The following is a 15,178-nucleotide window of genomic DNA, read 5'->3' on the forward strand; positions in this document are numbered from 1 at the left end:
GCTGCGCGCGACTCGTCGCCAGCCAGATCAGCAGCCGCGGCTGCTCGGCCGGCCACGGCTCATACCGGGGCTTATTGCCATCTACGCGGGTTATCTGCATCGCGCTCCCGCCGGTGCGCCACTCCGGCCAAATGTCATCCAAGTTCTTGATGTACAAGTCGGAGGCGTGATCTTCACCGCCCTGGGATGGCCGCGAACGCTGTACCAGGTCCTGGCTGGTACGCGAGAGCTGGAAACGGCGAATCTCCTCGTAGTCATCGACTAAGCCGCACAGGCGTTTCCACGTCGGACCCAAGTCCGCCGCGATAGCTTTGTCCGCGCTACGAATGCCGCCCAGCTCGTCGGCAACATCTGCAACATCCTCGAGCAGCACCTCGAGCTCGCCCTGACACGCGACCAAAACCTGATTGCCGATCGTCGACGCCGCGACCCTCGCCTGGTTCTCTGCACTAGAGATCAGTTCCTTCAGAATCGCGAAACGCCGCTTGTGCCGCTCATCGGCCGCCTTCCTGTCGATGCAGGCAGACAGCCACTCTTCGCTGACTTGACCGCAGGCGAACGGGTTCAATCGTTCGGCTGTCGCAGCTGCCGCGCCCGCCGGCGGTGAGGCCATCAGCTGCTGCGCCTCAGCAATTACCTTCTGCGCCGCGTGATACTCCGCCGGCAACAGGTCTCTCTCGACGGCCGCAAGCCGCTCCTGCATAGTGGTCACTTCAGTTGCCCCCCTTGCCGAAACGCTTCTCCGCGGCGGCCCGCCCAGCATCACCAGGCTGTTCCGCCGGCGGCCGCACACGCGCCGTCAGCAGATAGAAATCCTCATCAGACATCTCGGCCAGCTGTTGCTCCACGGCCGGATCAAGATGGGTAGCCATCACCGTTCCTCTCTGCGTAATCCGCGACGTCGGATTCGCGGAACATCCAGCGGCCGCCGATGAGCTTGCCGCCCATATCCAAGGCGTGCCGTTGAACCTGCCGTTTCGACCAGCTCAACATTCGCGCCGCCTCCGGGGACCCAATCCACGTCTCACCCTCTGAGGGTGGCTGATCCGTTGCGCGATCGCTAGTTTCGTGTCGCCCACGCGACAACCGGTCTTCCAACCTGCTGAAAAGGCGGCCCACTCCCGGCGGCAAAGCACGACCCCCCAAATTGGTCTGCCGAACACACTCCGACAACCCGTAATAAGCGGCCCGAACTTCGCCCTCGTCCAACCTCACTGGTCACCACCGGCACCGGCACTGGTCAATTGCGTTCTACCACTCATGAACTCACACAACAGGATGCGCCTCACCACGGCTCGGTCTCCGGGGCATAATCGGCGGTGTCGTCGTCTTCGCTCGGGAACGGCTCGCTAAAGTCGCGACTCCACGCTTCAGCCGCCAGCTGCTGCATGCGCGTACGCGCACCGGCTCCCTCGATCATGTTGCCGATGACGACGTTGACGCCACGGAATACGTTGGCAAACAGGATCCCCAGCAACCCCGGATCTTTCATGATGGCCATCGCAGTGTTGATCCACTCCTGCACGGCGTCGTCGTCGTGGCAGATCGCGAGATATTCCATGCCGAGTTTGCAGCCGATGATCTGCATGTCACCGATGTTCGGTATGCGGAAGGGCTCGCCGGGTTTACCGGAAGCGATGTCGACGGTTGGGGCGGAATTGATCCGCAACGGGTTCGCGGCAAGGTAGCGCCGACGGGCCTGGGCAATGATGTCGTTCTGGGCGGCGGCGGTCATGGTGCGGTGGTTCCTCTCGGGGTGAGTTGTGGTTTCTTTCGGAGTTCGCTTGTGTGGCTGATCCATGGCCGGAGTTCGCCGGCCAGGAAGCCGTTGACTTGGTTGTGCCGCAGGGTGTCGGCCCAAGTGGTGCAGGGCTGTTTGTCCGGGCAGCGGCGGCACAGTGCGGTGGCGCAGGCGGCGGTCTCTTCGTCGTCGGCGTCGAACAGCTCCGTGCGGCCGCGGCACAGCGCCCCGGGCAAGCGTGGGGTTCCACGGAGAATTGCGGCAGTCAACTCCACCCAAGGCGCAGCCATTACTGATCTCCTTTATCGGCGGCGTCAAAGCGGCATTCGGCGCAAGTGCCGGTGGTATTCGCGGTGTTGAGTTCAGCGCCGCACGCGCAGGTGACCAGAGCCAGAGATTGCCCGTTTGTGTGCCTCGCCTGGCTCGCCGCCTCGTTATTGCTGGTCAAGGCACCAAAATTCGGCGAGTTAGAGCTCTGGTTAAAGCTCGCGTCTACCTCGCCTAACTCGCCTTGCCTCGCCTGCCTCGCCTCGTGCAGGCCGCTGACCTGCGAAGGCGAAGCAGGCGAGGGTGGCGAGGCACTTTCCTGGTCCTTCTCAGGAGGTGTGAGTTTCCATAGCGTGACGTTGCGTTTGTTGCGGCCACTGTCATGTTCCACCAACCACCCTTCGGAGCGCATTGCCGGGGCGTGTCGGGTGAGTAAGCCGGTGACAGAGCGCGCGCCTTTTGGCCAGTCCCGCGGCCGGCGCCAATCTGGAGCGGCGGCAGATTCCACTAGACGGAGTACTTCAGCCGACGAGCGGTCCTCGACCGGCTGATCGCGATCGATCAACGCCGCGATGAATGGGTGGCCCAACGTGTCGGCGGCAAGGCGTCGCATCCGCTCGCGGTACCTTTGCAGCCCGCACGTGCTGTGAATTTCGTCGATAGCTTGAAGCACGCGCCCGAAGTCGGCCATTCGCGGCAAGTCGTCCAATCGAACCTGCGGCAAACGCTGGTGAACCTGAGCGGCGAGATCCAGCAATCCGGTGAACGCTCGCCGGCGGGACTGATCCCACGCAGTCGACAGGTCTTCTTCTGTACGGCGCCGTTTCGCCGAGATCCGGCCTAGGTCGACTGCGGCGATACGTTCACCGAGGTCTCCCTGATCAATGGATAGGTCGACTCCGTTGAGGACCAGGCAGCGGCGGAATTTCAGGACCGCAACGTCAGCGTCGGTGTAGAGAGCACGGCGGACATCGCCGTCGCCGGTTGAAGCCCGGCACAGCGAATCCGAAAGCCACTGCGGCAGGCTTCCACTCAAGTTGTCCAAAGCAACAACCCAACTCGCAGCTGCCGCAGTTACCCAACTGTCGGGGTCACGAGGCGGCTTTCGCAACGGCACAGGCGACGGGTCGATCAGGTCGACCAAGGTCCGCGTCACCGAAGACTTCGCGCTGCCCTGCTCAGCCAGCAGGGCAAGAATCGGGTGCGGAGCATCGGGCGTAATCCACGCTGCCACAAGGAAAGCAAGCACAATCGGGCGGTCAGCTTCGTCGATCGGGACGAACTGCCACAGACAATCCAAGTCTCCGTTCCCAGGGTGAGGCAGAGGCATCCGTCCCGTCAGTTTTGTGCGTCGGAACATCACCGGTGCGGTAGCAACGATCTTCCAGCTCCCGTCGCTGATCTCGATGATGCGCCCGGCGCTCTCTCCCATGTCGAGATAGACCGCACCTGAGCGCCCCTGTGCGACACGCAAGTTCAGCTGCGTCCGATCCTGTTGAGCCGAACGGCCTTCCAGGACCATGCAGGCGTCCGCCAGCGCCTGCTGCGAAGGAACCGCGTTGTTCTGCTCGAAGTACTTCCGTGCGAGTTCAGCCCGAAGCCCGGTTCGGCCACCACGGAGGGGCAGCGCAATGTGCGGCTGTACCGCAAGGGTTCCGAATGGCTCTTCCTGGTCGGACATTCCCAGCTTGTACTGGGACAGTGCGAGATCCACCAGCTGAGCTGACTGCGACCTCCGAGGCTGCTTGTCGTCGTCCGTCATTTGCCGCTCCGATTGACAATCACGTTGAGCTGGGCACGCGAGATATCGCTTAATTCCTGGCCGAACTCACGTAAGACAAAACGGAGACATGCCGCATAGCCTTGGCGATAGCCGGCGGCCCGCAAGCCCGTTGGAGCCGGGTGGAATTGGCGGCCCTGGAACACGGGGTCCGGATTCTCACCGCCGTCTGATCGAACTGCCGCTTCGCGCCGACGACGTAGGTCGGCAAGCTGGTCGTGGTGTTGCTTACCGTCCACGCCGGCCACCTCCGCCCGGACGTGCGCGCAGCATCTTGCCTAGCTTGTGGAAGCCCGCGATGTACCGGATGCCGTGTACTGGGCAGCGGCCCCGCCAGGGGCACCCTTTGGTGCTGCAGCAGGTAGACTGAGTGTTATCGACGTGGCGGTCGTGGTAAGCGCCGGTTCCCGAAGGGGCCGGCGCCTTGCTTTGAGGCGGCCCATTCCGTTGCTGGGTCATCTAGACGGCCACCTTCATCGCTTCGAGGCTCTCGCGGCGGATGCGAATGAGTCGCGATCCCTTAAGCCGATACGCGTCCAGCGTTTTGTCGGCTATACGCCTACGGATGAATTGTTTCGAGACATTGAGGATTTCGGCGGCTTCTACGATGTCGGGGTCGCCGAGACTAGGGACGGGCATTGATGTGCACCTTCGCGTGAGATCCGACTAGGACGTTGCCCCTGGCGGGCGTGTCGGACCCCATGGCGGGGAACCTCCGCTAAGCGCCTATGACAGGCCAGATGCTCAGCAGTAGCCAGACGGTATCAGAAGTGGACGGTGAATCGTTGCAGCTACTTGTTGGGTGTGTCTTGGGCGAGCTTTGAAAGGGCCTCAGCTACAGCGACGTCGCGCCCGTCGACGAGCGACTGATACCGCAAGGACGCCGATGGTGTGCTGTGCCCCAACCGGTTCATTGTCTCAATCAGGTTGCCGACGCGGGCGGCCTGGCTCCCCGCGAAGTGGCGGAGGTCGTGTATCCGAACCTTCTCGTGGCCAACGGTTTTCAAAGCTGGATTGAAGTGGTGGCGAAAGGTCCGATCGGAGAGGTGGCAGCCGCCGCGCACCGGCGTGAAGAGCAGCGATTCTTGCGGCTTGGCGACGTGCTGCTCAAGGTGGTAGAGAACGTCGGGGCGGATGTGGGGCGGCACGACGACGACGCGGCCGAGTCCGGACTTGGGAGTGTCAATTCGGCATTCGTCGCGATGGGTGACAGCGCGGGCGACGGTGATGGTCTCGGCGGCCGGGCCGATGTCTTTGCGGCGCAGTTCGCTTGTCTCACCCCAACGCAGTCCGCACCACGCAGAAATGAGCACCAGAGCGCGGTACTGCGGCGGCTCGATGATGTCGGCCAGGTGGCGAAGTTCGCCGACCGTGAGGATCTCAGGGCGGCGCTTGCTGCGCGCACTGGATGCCCGGGCAATCTGACACGGGTTCGTAGGCATCAGGCCGTCGGTCACCGCGGTGGCAAGGACCGCGTGCAGAAGCTGGTACGCGTGCGATCGGTAGGTGGGTCGATCCGTCAGCGTTGACGCGTGCCAGGCGCGCACCGCCTCCGGCGTCAACGATGTGAGAGCCACCCGACCGAGCCGCGGCTTGATGTGATCCTCAAGCAGGGTCTCGTAGTGCGCTCGGGTCCTGGGTTTGATGTCGCGGTGCTCGATCCAGCGTTCTGCATACTCGGCGAGGGTGATCGCTTTGGCCTTCTTTGCCGCGGCTCGCGTGGCCGGCGGGGTCCATTCGTCGCGTTCGATCAACCGCCGCTCGCTGGCAAGCCAGTGCTCAGCGTCCATCTTGGCCGTGTAGGTCGTGGGCGCAGTATGGCGGAGCAGATCGTCTCCGATGTAGGACGCTTGGTACCGCCCGGATGGTAGGCGCCGGATCCACCCCCAGCCACGTCGACCTTTCTTACCCGCCAACTGTCACCGCCTCGCGTGCTATCTGTGTGGCCATCTGGGGGATATCCGTGGATACCTTGCGACTATTGCTGTATATCACGTAGTTTGCGTTTTATGGCAGCTCAAACGCCGATTCAGGCTAGTACTGCCATAGGTGTGGCTCCATGACGTCGGCTGATTCGATCCCAGCCGGGACCACTTTCGTGCCCACACGAACGCGATGTGCGCACTCGCCTATGCACGAGCCGACTACACGTTGCTTATGGACATCCCGCGGTTGGCCCACTCACTACCGGTATCTAGGGCCCGTCGCATGGTCGCCGGCAATGCCACTACCAGGGTGGTGGGAGGTGGGTTGGACGCTTTTTACCCTCACGGTCTGTCAGGGCGTGCTGTGTAACGACACTGCCGCCGTACTCGGCGCGCAGGAGGGGGTGAAGGCAGCCGAGAGCACCGGCAACCCGACTGCACGAGCGATGGCCTACTTCGCGCTGGGCGACGTGCTGAAAATTCGGAACCCGAGCGGGCCGTAACACTGTTCGACGAGTTGGCACGGCTGGCCGTCGAGGTGCAGAACTTCTGGGTGTACGGCAGTGCCCTAATGGTCGCCGCCGCTACTCGGGCCGTCGACGGCGGTCCGCACGCTGCGGCTCAGATGTTGATCGGAGTGCTCGAGCACTGGGAACGGTTCGGCGACATGACCGAACAATGGCTCACCTTGCGCTACATCACGCGGCTGTTGATCCGGCTCGGCAGCCACGATGACGCCGCCTTTCTGTACTGGGCCTTTATCAATGCTGGCAAACCGACACCATTGACCCCGGCTCAGATGGACGTCCTCATCGACTGTCTGGGTGCTGCGCGCCTGGATGCGCTTAGCGCTCCGGTCTGCATTGCCGAGGTCGTGGCGCGGGCGCGCCACAGCCTGTAGCGGCACTGCGAACAGGCAGCGGCGCCGGTTTCTTAGATCTCGACGCTTTGAGCAGCGCATTTCATCGTTGGCGAACGCTTCCTCAACCCCTGCGCGGCATCCTCGACCCCTGCAACGGATGCACTTCGTGGTGGAGGTGATACAGCTGTGTCCAGTCTTCGGTTGTATCTCGACCTGGTGATCGATGCGGCCGAAGCGCTGGTGGCGCGGGTTCCGTCGCCGTCGTGGTGGGTGCCGTTGCTCGGAACGGCGTTAGGCGCACTCTGGGTTCTCGCGCAACTATGCCGGCTGGTATTGGGCCTGACCGGTCCGGCGGTGTGGTTAGAGCAGCTATCGGGGTCGACTGTGCAGCTGACCAGTTTCTGGCTATCCGGCTGGATCGACCGACTTTACGCGGCTGCGCTTCGGGAAACCAGAATATGACGACGCGGCGAGTTGATCGTTCTCGCAAGGCACGGGCGTGGCCTGTGACCCGCCATTGCCGCCCCCCGTTTCGATTCACCGCCGTCGCCGTGGCCGGGTATCGGGATGCCGGCGCCATGCTTGTTGCCGAGACCTATTCAGGTGGTGACCCAGCATGGCTGTTGGGAACAGCGATGGCGGGCTATCGCGGTGCGGCGGTGGTGTCGTCGGGGGGTATGGATACGGTGTATCTGGCTCGCCATCCGAGTTTGCCGCGCCGCGACGCGCTGAAAATTCTCGACGGTTCCCACGCCCGAGATTCGCGGTTTCGCGCCCGGTTCATGCACGCCGGGCATCGGCACAATCTGCTGCATCGCGATGTCCAGCCCGCGAGCATGCTGCTCTCCGCGGGACTGCCGGGGGAGGAGGAGCGTGTGGTGCTGGCCGACTTTGGTATAGCCAGCCGAAGCAATGACAATTACGGGCCGACCCAAACCGGCGATGTGATCACCCGCACCGACATCTATTCGCTGGGACGCTCGCTGTTCCATCTGCTTGCCGGGCGGGCTCCCTGCGACGATCGATTAGGTTTGGCCGCGGTGATGATGGCCCGCGTCCAGTCCCCTCGCAACGGGTCAGCGATTTGGTCAACGGGCTGCCGAGGAGTCTCGGCGAAGTCATTGCTAGCGCGATGGCAAAGGATCCTGACGAACGATTTCACATTACGCGCGGTTTTGCCCGCACAGTTCGGGCCGCCTTTGGCGTCAACTCCGCGCCCCGATCGCAACCACCGAATACTACCGGTCAGGTCGCGCTACGCGAGCAGCCCGCCTGCCCGCCGAAGCGGGATGCGCCCGCGCCATCCGATCGGAAGCCAGCGCGGCCGGTCAAGGCCACAGTGGTGATCGCGGCGATCGCGATGGTGTTTTGCTGGGTAGGCCCATCGCCACCACGCGATGACGCACGGCACGTCGAGCTACGTACAGGTGCCAACGGAGGACGCGGCATTGGACACGTTATTAGGTTCTGCGTGCGCTGGTATGCACGCTTCACCGAAGGAGCGATCAAACGATGATAAGTACTGGGCTGCGCAATCCCGACTTCGTCTTCGATGCCGCTGAAGAGCTGGTAGCTCGGGATGGCATTGAAGCGTTGACGATCCGAGCGCTCACCAAGGCAAGCGGTATATCCAACGGGGCGATTTATCGTACGTTCGAGTCGCGCGGGGGACTGCTCGGCCGCGTCTGGATGCGTGCTGAGCGCCGCTTCCTGGATTTGCTCACCAGGCTGGTGGGGGACGCTACCACCCAGTCTCGGAACCCGTTGGATGCGGTGTACGCAGCGGCGGAGACGTCGCTTCGCTACCCTGAGTTGTATCCAGCTTCGGCGGCGTTGCTGTTGACTGTGCGCCGTGAGGACGTTGTGGCCCACCCGATGCCGCGGGAAATCGCCGAGCATCTCCGAGTCCTACACCGTGAACTCGCTGACGTGATGTCGCAGTTGGCGGCGGGTCTCTGGGGACGCCGGGATTCCGGTGCGGTCGATTTGGTCGCAGCCTGCATCATCGAATTACCGAAGTGGATCGCCATTCGGGGTGGGAAATACAGTTCCCCCATGCTGCGCGACTACCTTCGCGCAGCTGTGCGATCGGTGCTGGAGGTTGGGCCACCGCCGCTGGGCGTGGGGTGCGAAACGGAACCGACTCCTGCCCGTCAGGGCGGAGCGGCCTAACCGACCGCCGCGCTACCCGCGCAGCGTGAGTGCAGCGTCGGCCGTCGGGAAAACAGGCAATATCTCGCTCAGCCCACACGCCGACACAATTCGGGCCACTGCCGATGGCGAGCTGGCTAGGCGCAGGCTGACGCCGCGGCGGCGACACCGCTCGGCCTCCTCGGCTAGTACGGACAAGGCGCAGCAGCCCATGAAGTCAAGGTCGGTGACGTCGACGATGAGCAGCCCGGACGCGGGGACGCTGGTGGCCGCCTCGTTGATCAAATGGCGCCAGGTGTGCTCATTGCACGCATCGACCTCGCCGCCGGCGTGTATGAGCACAGCCGCCCCAAGGCGGTCGGTGGTTGCTCGCAAGGTGCTGCGCGGCTCACCTAACTCGCGGACAAGCCGCGTGCTCAGCAGCAAATGGGAAGCAACCGGTTCTGCGGTAACCACGCTCATTGCGCACTCCTAATCGACTGGCACGTTAGCGCCGCGATGGATGCCCGTCCTGCGCGTCTGAAGACAGACTTCGTCTTTGAGTCTCATTTCTATAACAAGACTGGACGGTATGTCTATATGCGTGACCTGAGAGCAGTGTCGCCAAGGCATGTCCGAGGTCCGCAGGAACGTTGAACTAGACCGGGGTAGTGCCCGCCTCGCGGTAGTGCTCCTCCTCGAGTTCGGCGATCGCCCGCGACGTTCGTTCGCGCAGCAGGATCGCGGCGATTACGCCGACCACGATGGCGACGACGAGCGCGACCCAGGAGAAGCGCTGCAACCAGCGCTCAGCGGCCACACCGGCGTAGTAGACGAGTGCGGTGGTGCTACCCGCCCAGCAGATGGCCCCCGACACATTGGCTGCCAGGAAGCGCGGGTAGTGCATTTTCAATGCGCCGGCCAGCGGTCCGGCCAGTATTCGCAGCAGCGCGATGAAGCGGCCGAAGAAGACCGCCCGAACCCCCCAGCGGCTGAATAACCGCTCAGCGAGCGCGACATGCCCGGGGCCGAAGTGTTTCGGGAACCGCCGGCCCAGCCGGTCGAACAGCGGCATGCCGAACTTGCGCCCAATGGTGTAGCCGATTGAGTCGCCGATCACGGCGCCGATCACGGCGGCGATTCCGACTCCGGCCGGGTTAACGGCCAACTCACTGTGTGACGACAGGAGCGCGGCACTGACCAGCACGATTTCCCCGGGCAGCGGGATGCCCAGGCTCTCAACCCCAACCACGCCGCAGACCAGTAGATACACCGCCAGCGGAGGGATCGACTGCAGCAGGGCGTCCACGTCCATGGGTAAAGGATGCCTGACGCGTGCTGAATACGCGGGGTAACCAGGCTTGTGGCCGGTCGCGGCCGAGTCGGTGGCAGCGGCGATACTGTCGGCTGGGACGGCGCAGCTTCGCCGCCTGACTGTCGGGAGGTCGAGTGGAATTCAACATCGCCCAGGTGTTTGCGGCGGTGGCGGGTGCCAACCCCGACCGCGACTGCATTGTGTTTGGGGATCGGCGATTCACTTTCGCGCAGACCGACGAACGTGCTCGACGGTTCGCCCGCGCGCTGCACCAGTGGGGGCTGGGCGTCCGGCGGGAACGCCGTGAGTTGGCGCCCTACGAATCGGGCCAAAGCCACCTCGGCTTGTACTTGGCGAACTGCAACGAGTTCCTTGAGGCGATGATCGGGGCATACAAAGCCCGGGTCGCACCCTTCAACGTCAACTATCGCTACGTGGCTGACGAGCTGGAGTATCTGCTCGGCAATGCCGAGGCCGACGCCGTCATGTACCACGCACGGTTCGGCCCGACGCTGGCTCAGGCGCTGGAAAAATACGACCGGCGGCCGCGCCTGATCCACGTCGACGATCACTCGAGGATCAATCCTCTTCCCGGGGCAGTGCGCTATGAGGATCTACTGGCTTCGATGTCCGACGAGGCGCTTGCCGTTACGCCGTCACCCGATGACCTCTACGTGCTGTACACCGGCGGCACCACCGGGATGCCCAAGGCGGTGCTGTGGCGGCAGCACGACATCTATATGAATGCCATGGGCGGACGCGCCTTCGGCACCGCTGAGATGGTGACCAGCCTGGAGGAAATCGTCGAGCGGTCGCGCCCAGGGGGGCCGGGTTCGATGACGGCCGCGCCACTCATGCATGGCGCCGCGCAGTGGGCGGCATTCATCAATCTGTGCGGCGGACGGCCGTTTGTTATGGCACCGACGACTACCCACTTTGATCCGAGGGAGACATGGGCACTGGCCAGCCGGGAACGCGTGGTGGCGCTGTCCATCGTCGGCGATGCCTTCGGGCGCCCGTTGCTCGACGAACTCGAGTCAGGTCACTACGACCTGTCCGGGCTGTTTGTATTGCTCACTGGCGGTGCAGCGCTCAGCGCGCCGATCAAGCAGCGTTTCGTCGAGCTGCTGCCGCAGCTGACAATTCTGGACGCGGGTGGGTCGTCGGAGTCTGGGGCCCAGATGGGCCAAATTTCCAATCGCGCGCAGCGTGCCTCTGGTCGGTTCGCGCCGAACCCGGGTGCGGTGGTGGTCAGCGCGGAGATGACCCGGATCCTGTCGCCAGGTGACCACGAGATCGGCTGGCTGGCCCAGCAAGGCTTTATACCGCTGGGGTATCTCGGCGACCCGGAGAATACCGCGCGGACCTTTCCTCTCATCGAGGGGATCCGGCACTCAGTTCCCGGGGATCGGGCCCGGTGGGCCGTCGATGGCGGGATCGAGTTGCTCGGCCGGGATTCGGTCACCATCAACTCCGGCGGCGAGAAGATTTTCGCCGAAGAAGTCGAGGCCGCTATTGCCGAGCATCGAGCCGTGTACGACGTAGTAGTGACGGGCCGCCCGAGTGTCCGGTGGGGAAGCGAGGTCGTTGCGATTGTTCAGCTGGCCGAGGGCGAACATGCCGACCCGGCCAGCATTCTCGCCGAGGCCGCGCGCCACATCGCTCGGTATAAGCTGCCGAAGGAGATTGTCTTTTGCGGCCGGGTGCAACGGTCACCGGCCGGCAAGGCCGACTATCGATGGGCGAAAGCCCAAGTTAGTCAACGTGTTTGATCGTTGCATTTTTCGGCACGCTCAGGACAGAAAGCGTTTATGTAGCCGGTTGAAGGCGGTTGGTTCTCGGCAGGACTGGTAACGCTGGTAGAGCTGGCGTGCCAGCGCTGGGACGGGGGTGGCTGTGGTGTCCAGTTCGAAGTCGTACTCGGCGTCGGCATGGGCAGCGCGGGCACTGCCCCGGTTCCAGCCGGGGTAACGGTTGCCGCGTTCTTGTTCCCGGCGGGCACCCTCCTCGTCGGATACGTGGACCCCGACCATCCATACCGCGTAGCCCTGGAAGATCTGAAGGGCATCGATGAGCCACTCCCGCTTCCAAATGACGTCGTCAGCAATGACGTTCATGCCGTTGTCCAGGTAGGTCCGGATGGCGTGATAGCGGGCATACATGGCCCGGTCCAGAAGTGGCCCCGGGTGCACCGTGAACCACTCCAGGCCGTCGTCGTCCACCACGCTGTCCCATGTGTAGTACTCCGGCCGTACCCGCGCCAGGTCCAGTTGCTCGGGAGGCTGCGCCATCCAGAACAGGTCAATGCCCAGGTGCATCCAGCATTCGTCGGCAAGGTCTTGAAACGCCAAGGCCAGCGACGTCTTTCCGGCGCTGGATCCGCCGTTGAGAATGATGAGCTTGCCCGGTTCCGTTTCAGCTGTAGCCGCCATAGCTGAAAGAGGGTACCGTCAGGCCCACGTTTTTGCCGGTCAAAACGGTGGATCATCGGGCAATGGCGGGACCGGCGGGGGTCGCCACTCCGCTTGGAGTTCCCCAGCTTCGCGGGGATCGTTGACCCAGGCACAAAACGGGCTGGTGCTGGGTCCACCCTTAAAGGCAAACAACATGTCGCGCATGTGGTTTCGAAGCTTGCGGGCTGCGATCTCGGCCTTGCGCGCCTGCCGTAGTTGTTTTTCGGCGGCGTTGGCGCGGCGCTGAACCTGGTTGTGGTTGCGGGCTCGGGCGACCCTGGCTGCGCGTTCGTCTGCCCGAGTTCGGGATCGGCGCGGGGCTGGATGGCAGAACAGCTCGGCACCGGCGGGTACCGTTCGATACGTCTTGGCGGTCGGTGATGTCCAAATCACGGTGCCGTCCGGCAGCTGCTTGTCTCGCCAACCGCTGAGGCCACCATGAAATGTCTTCAGCCGGTGGTGTTTTCGGCAGAGGCATTTGAGGTTGGCGAGCACTGTTGGGCCGCCCGCTCTCGGGTCGGTGTGATTGAACGGGATGGTGTGATCGATATCGCAGCCGCTCGCCGGCTGGCTACAGCCGGGAAACCGACAGGTTAGGTCTCGGCAGCGCACCGCGCGGTCAAGCGCTGCCGAGGGGTGATACGTCAACGAGTGGGCGTCTGTGGGCAGGTCCACCATCAGGCGGTGAGCTGACGTGCTCGCGAGTTCGCGGACTAGGTCGGCGTCGATGACGCCGTAGCCCTCGACATATCCGGGTTGTTGGCTGTTGCCCGAAAGCGTGTCAGCGCTGGCCACGACGTTGACGAGCACGTACGTGCCGGTTGGTGCGGCGGTGCCGCGGGACCGGGCTGGACAATCGCTCGATGCGCATTGACAGACCAGGGCCTTACCGGCGGTCAGCGCTCCCAGCGCGTCTGCGCGACGCTGCGTCACCGTACGTGGGTCGTTGCGGCACACGGCCTTTGCCAACTGTGACAGTTTGCGATCAAACGCGATAGCGTCGGTGCCCGTCACGGTGCCCCACAGCTCGGCCATGCCGTCGGGATGCGGTGTAATACCGATCTCGCGTTCGTCGTCGGCACGACGTCGACGCTCCCGGGCGGCATCGGGATCGATCGCCAGCACGATCCGGTCAATGGCGTTAATGATGCGCTGGCGCGACCAGCCTTGCCACGTGCTGATACGCGCCGCAAGTGACTCGTCGAGCCTGGCGATCAGCTTGTCGTCATTGACTAGGTTGGTGCGACTGATGATCAATTGGGCAGTGCGCCAATCGATGCGGCCCTCAGCCAACAGCATTCCGACACGACGCAGTCGGGGGTCGAGCATCTCCGCGTAGTGCACCTGGTAGGAGGCGGCGGCCGAAGAAATATTCAACGCCGCTGATACTTCGGCGCAGGTCTGCTCGGCCCCGTCGATGGTTGCGTAAGCTAGCTCGGGGTCGCGGCGCTCGGCAGCGCAACGATGGCGCAGCAGCGCCGCTACCGCGGCAAGGCGGCGCGCTGTCAAGGCCGACTCCTGACGGTAGGTCACCTCGATGGTGGTGACCAATTGCTCGGGCGTGAGCTCGGCAAACTCCGCACACGCGACGATGCCGATCTCGAACATGTTTTCGATTATCGCGGTCGGGTGTGACAATATCCGGGATCATGGCCTCACTTGTGGATAGATCTTTCACTGTGCATAGCTCTGCGCGCCCGGCCGCAACTGGACGACTTGCGCTTGTCTGACGTGTGGCGTGCGCCGGCGGGGCCAGCATGGCGCGATAAAACCACGGTGGCATGCCCACCAGGCATGTTTGCTGGTTCAGCCCAGTCTCCGCGCGTTGGCCGCGGGTAACGCGACGACTCGCCTTGAGTCAATTCCCCTCCCGGCGTTCGCTGCGGGGATAGGATTTGTTGCTGCCGAGTGCTCCGAGTGCTCCGAGTGCTCGGTGATCCGCGGCAACCGTTGCGTTGTCTGGTCGGGAGGTTGCGCATGTCGTTTGTTGTGGCGGTGCCGGAATGGGTAGCGACCGCGGCATCGGAGCTGGCGGAGATCGGGTCTGCGCTCACGGCAGCCAATGCGGCGGCAGCATTACCGACGACGGCGATAGTCGCGGCTGCCGAAGACGAGGTCTCAGCAGCGGTGGCGGCCGTGTTCGGATCACATGCCCAGGGCTATCAAGCGCTCAGTGCGCAGATGTCGGCGTTCCATGACCAGTTCGTGGCAGCGCTGGCGGCCAGTGGACGTGCGTACGCGACCGCGGAGGCCGCCAGCGTGTCGCCCTTGGGACAGTTGCTCGTACTGATCAACGCGCCCACCCAGGCGCTGCTCGGGCGTCCGCTGATCGGCAATGGCACCAACGGTGCCGACGGGACAGGAGCTACCGGTGGTCCCGGTGGGCTCCTGCTCGGCAACGGCGGTAACGGCGGTTCCGGCGCGCCGGGTCAGGCTGGTGGTGCCGGGGGAGAAGCTGGGTTGTTCGGTAACGGCGGGGTGGGCGGAACTGGCGGGGTTGGGGTAGTCGGCTCTGGCGCAACCGGGGGCCCCGGTGGTCGGGGTGGATGGTTGTTGGGCAATGGTGGGACCGGTGGGGCCGGAGGAGCGACAGGTGTCACCGCCCTCGGAGGCACCGGCGGTGCGGGTGGGAGCGCGGGGCTCATCGGCAACGGGGGAACCGGCGGTTTCGGCGGTGCCCGGGGCGCGGGCACCAGCGGTGGGGT

General features: G+C 64.0%; 19 protein-coding genes. 7 read left to right on the forward strand and 12 right to left on the reverse strand.

Features of this window, described 5'->3' with window-relative positions; genetic code table 11:
• The 8 genes from F0Q45_RS18750 to F0Q45_RS18780 all read right to left on the reverse strand — a co-directional run.
• Nucleotides 1-712: hypothetical protein (locus tag F0Q45_RS18750; RefSeq protein WP_149655367.1), on the reverse strand; the 712-nt coding region annotated here is incomplete at its 3' end.
• 1 nt (nt 713) lies between these two features.
• Nucleotides 714-872, reverse strand: coding sequence for a hypothetical protein (locus F0Q45_RS27860; RefSeq protein WP_188113015.1), 159 nt, complete (start codon nt 870-872; stop codon nt 714-716).
• A 413-nt stretch (nt 873-1,285) separates the two neighbouring features.
• Nucleotides 1,286-1,735, reverse strand: coding sequence for a hypothetical protein (locus F0Q45_RS18755; protein WP_149655368.1), 450 nt, complete (start codon nt 1,733-1,735; stop codon nt 1,286-1,288).
• Nucleotides 1,732-2,031, reverse strand: a complete 300-nt coding sequence (locus tag F0Q45_RS18760; RefSeq protein ID WP_149655369.1) for a WhiB family transcriptional regulator — start codon at nt 2,029-2,031, stop codon at nt 1,732-1,734. The genes F0Q45_RS18755 and F0Q45_RS18760 overlap by 4 nt, the downstream gene beginning before the upstream one ends.
• Entirely contained in the window at nt 2,031-3,770 is a 1,740-nt protein-coding gene (locus F0Q45_RS27865; protein WP_188113016.1) for an ATP-binding protein, read from the reverse strand. Before F0Q45_RS27865 ends, F0Q45_RS18760 begins: the two co-directional genes overlap by 1 nt.
• A complete protein-coding gene (locus F0Q45_RS18770; RefSeq protein ID WP_149655370.1) occupies nt 3,767-4,027 on the reverse strand; it encodes a hypothetical protein in 261 nt (86 codons plus the stop codon). Before F0Q45_RS18770 ends, F0Q45_RS27865 begins: the two co-directional genes overlap by 4 nt.
• A 220-nt stretch (nt 4,028-4,247) precedes the next feature.
• Nucleotides 4,248-4,427, reverse strand: coding sequence for a helix-turn-helix domain-containing protein (locus F0Q45_RS18775; RefSeq protein WP_149655371.1), 180 nt, complete (start codon nt 4,425-4,427; stop codon nt 4,248-4,250).
• A gap of 152 nt (nt 4,428-4,579) precedes the next feature.
• Nucleotides 4,580-5,578 carry a tyrosine-type recombinase/integrase gene (locus F0Q45_RS18780; protein ID WP_306439455.1) on the reverse strand — a complete coding sequence of 333 codons (999 nt, stop codon included), beginning with the start codon at nt 5,576-5,578 and terminating at the stop codon, nt 4,580-4,582.
• A 431-nt stretch (nt 5,579-6,009) separates the two neighbouring features.
• Here F0Q45_RS18780 and F0Q45_RS18785 point away from each other — a divergent pair, with 431 nt between their 5' ends.
• The 5 genes from F0Q45_RS18785 (at nt 6,010) to F0Q45_RS18805 (ending at nt 8,747) form a co-directional block, all read left to right on the forward strand.
• Nucleotides 6,010-6,216 (forward strand): hypothetical protein, encoded by a 207-nt coding sequence (locus F0Q45_RS18785; RefSeq protein WP_149655373.1) that lies wholly within the window; start codon nt 6,010-6,012, stop codon nt 6,214-6,216.
• Between the two features lie 14 nt (nt 6,217-6,230).
• Nucleotides 6,231-6,614: a hypothetical protein gene (locus F0Q45_RS18790; protein ID WP_149655374.1), complete on the forward strand. Its 384-nt coding sequence runs from the start codon at nt 6,231-6,233 to the stop codon at nt 6,612-6,614.
• 147 nt (nt 6,615-6,761) lie between these two features.
• Entirely contained in the window at nt 6,762-7,037 is a 276-nt protein-coding gene (locus F0Q45_RS18795) for a hypothetical protein (RefSeq protein WP_149655375.1), read from the forward strand.
• Between the two features lie 89 nt (nt 7,038-7,126).
• Complete coding sequence (locus F0Q45_RS18800) at nt 7,127-7,921, forward strand: hypothetical protein (protein ID WP_149655376.1); 795 nt, start codon at nt 7,127-7,129, stop codon at nt 7,919-7,921.
• Nucleotides 7,922-8,087: 166 nt separating this feature from the next.
• Nucleotides 8,088-8,747, forward strand: coding sequence for a TetR/AcrR family transcriptional regulator (locus tag F0Q45_RS18805; protein WP_149655377.1), 660 nt, complete (start codon nt 8,088-8,090; stop codon nt 8,745-8,747).
• 12 nt (nt 8,748-8,759) lie between these two features.
• Here the strand turns inward: F0Q45_RS18805 and F0Q45_RS18810 are convergent, their stop codons facing one another.
• Nucleotides 8,760-9,188, reverse strand: a complete 429-nt coding sequence (locus F0Q45_RS18810; RefSeq protein WP_149655378.1) for an anti-sigma factor antagonist — start codon at nt 9,186-9,188, stop codon at nt 8,760-8,762.
• Nucleotides 9,189-9,363: 175 nt separating this feature from the next.
• Nucleotides 9,364-10,020, reverse strand: a complete 657-nt coding sequence (locus F0Q45_RS18815; protein ID WP_149655379.1) for a DedA family protein — start codon at nt 10,018-10,020, stop codon at nt 9,364-9,366.
• A 134-nt stretch (nt 10,021-10,154) separates the two neighbouring features.
• On the opposite strand from F0Q45_RS18815, the gene F0Q45_RS18820 reads away from it, so the two are divergent.
• Entirely contained in the window at nt 10,155-11,792 is a 1,638-nt protein-coding gene (locus F0Q45_RS18820; RefSeq protein WP_149655380.1) for an acyl-CoA synthetase, read from the forward strand.
• Between the two features lie 21 nt (nt 11,793-11,813).
• Here the strand turns inward: F0Q45_RS18820 and F0Q45_RS18825 are convergent, their stop codons facing one another.
• A complete protein-coding gene (locus F0Q45_RS18825) occupies nt 11,814-12,452 on the reverse strand; it encodes a phosphotransferase-like protein (protein ID WP_149655381.1) in 639 nt (212 codons plus the stop codon).
• A gap of 39 nt (nt 12,453-12,491) precedes the next feature.
• A complete protein-coding gene (locus F0Q45_RS18830; RefSeq protein WP_149655382.1) occupies nt 12,492-14,081 on the reverse strand; it encodes an HNH endonuclease signature motif containing protein in 1,590 nt (529 codons plus the stop codon).
• A 369-nt stretch (nt 14,082-14,450) separates the two neighbouring features.
• Here F0Q45_RS18830 and F0Q45_RS18835 point away from each other — a divergent pair.
• A partial coding sequence (locus F0Q45_RS18835) for a PE family protein (RefSeq protein ID WP_149655383.1) occupies nt 14,451-15,178 on the forward strand: 728 nt, incomplete at its 3' end.

The sequence above is a fragment of the Mycobacterium simiae genome (assembly GCF_008370645.1).
Classification (GTDB): Bacteria; Actinomycetota; Actinomycetes; order Mycobacteriales; family Mycobacteriaceae; genus Mycobacterium; species Mycobacterium simiae_A.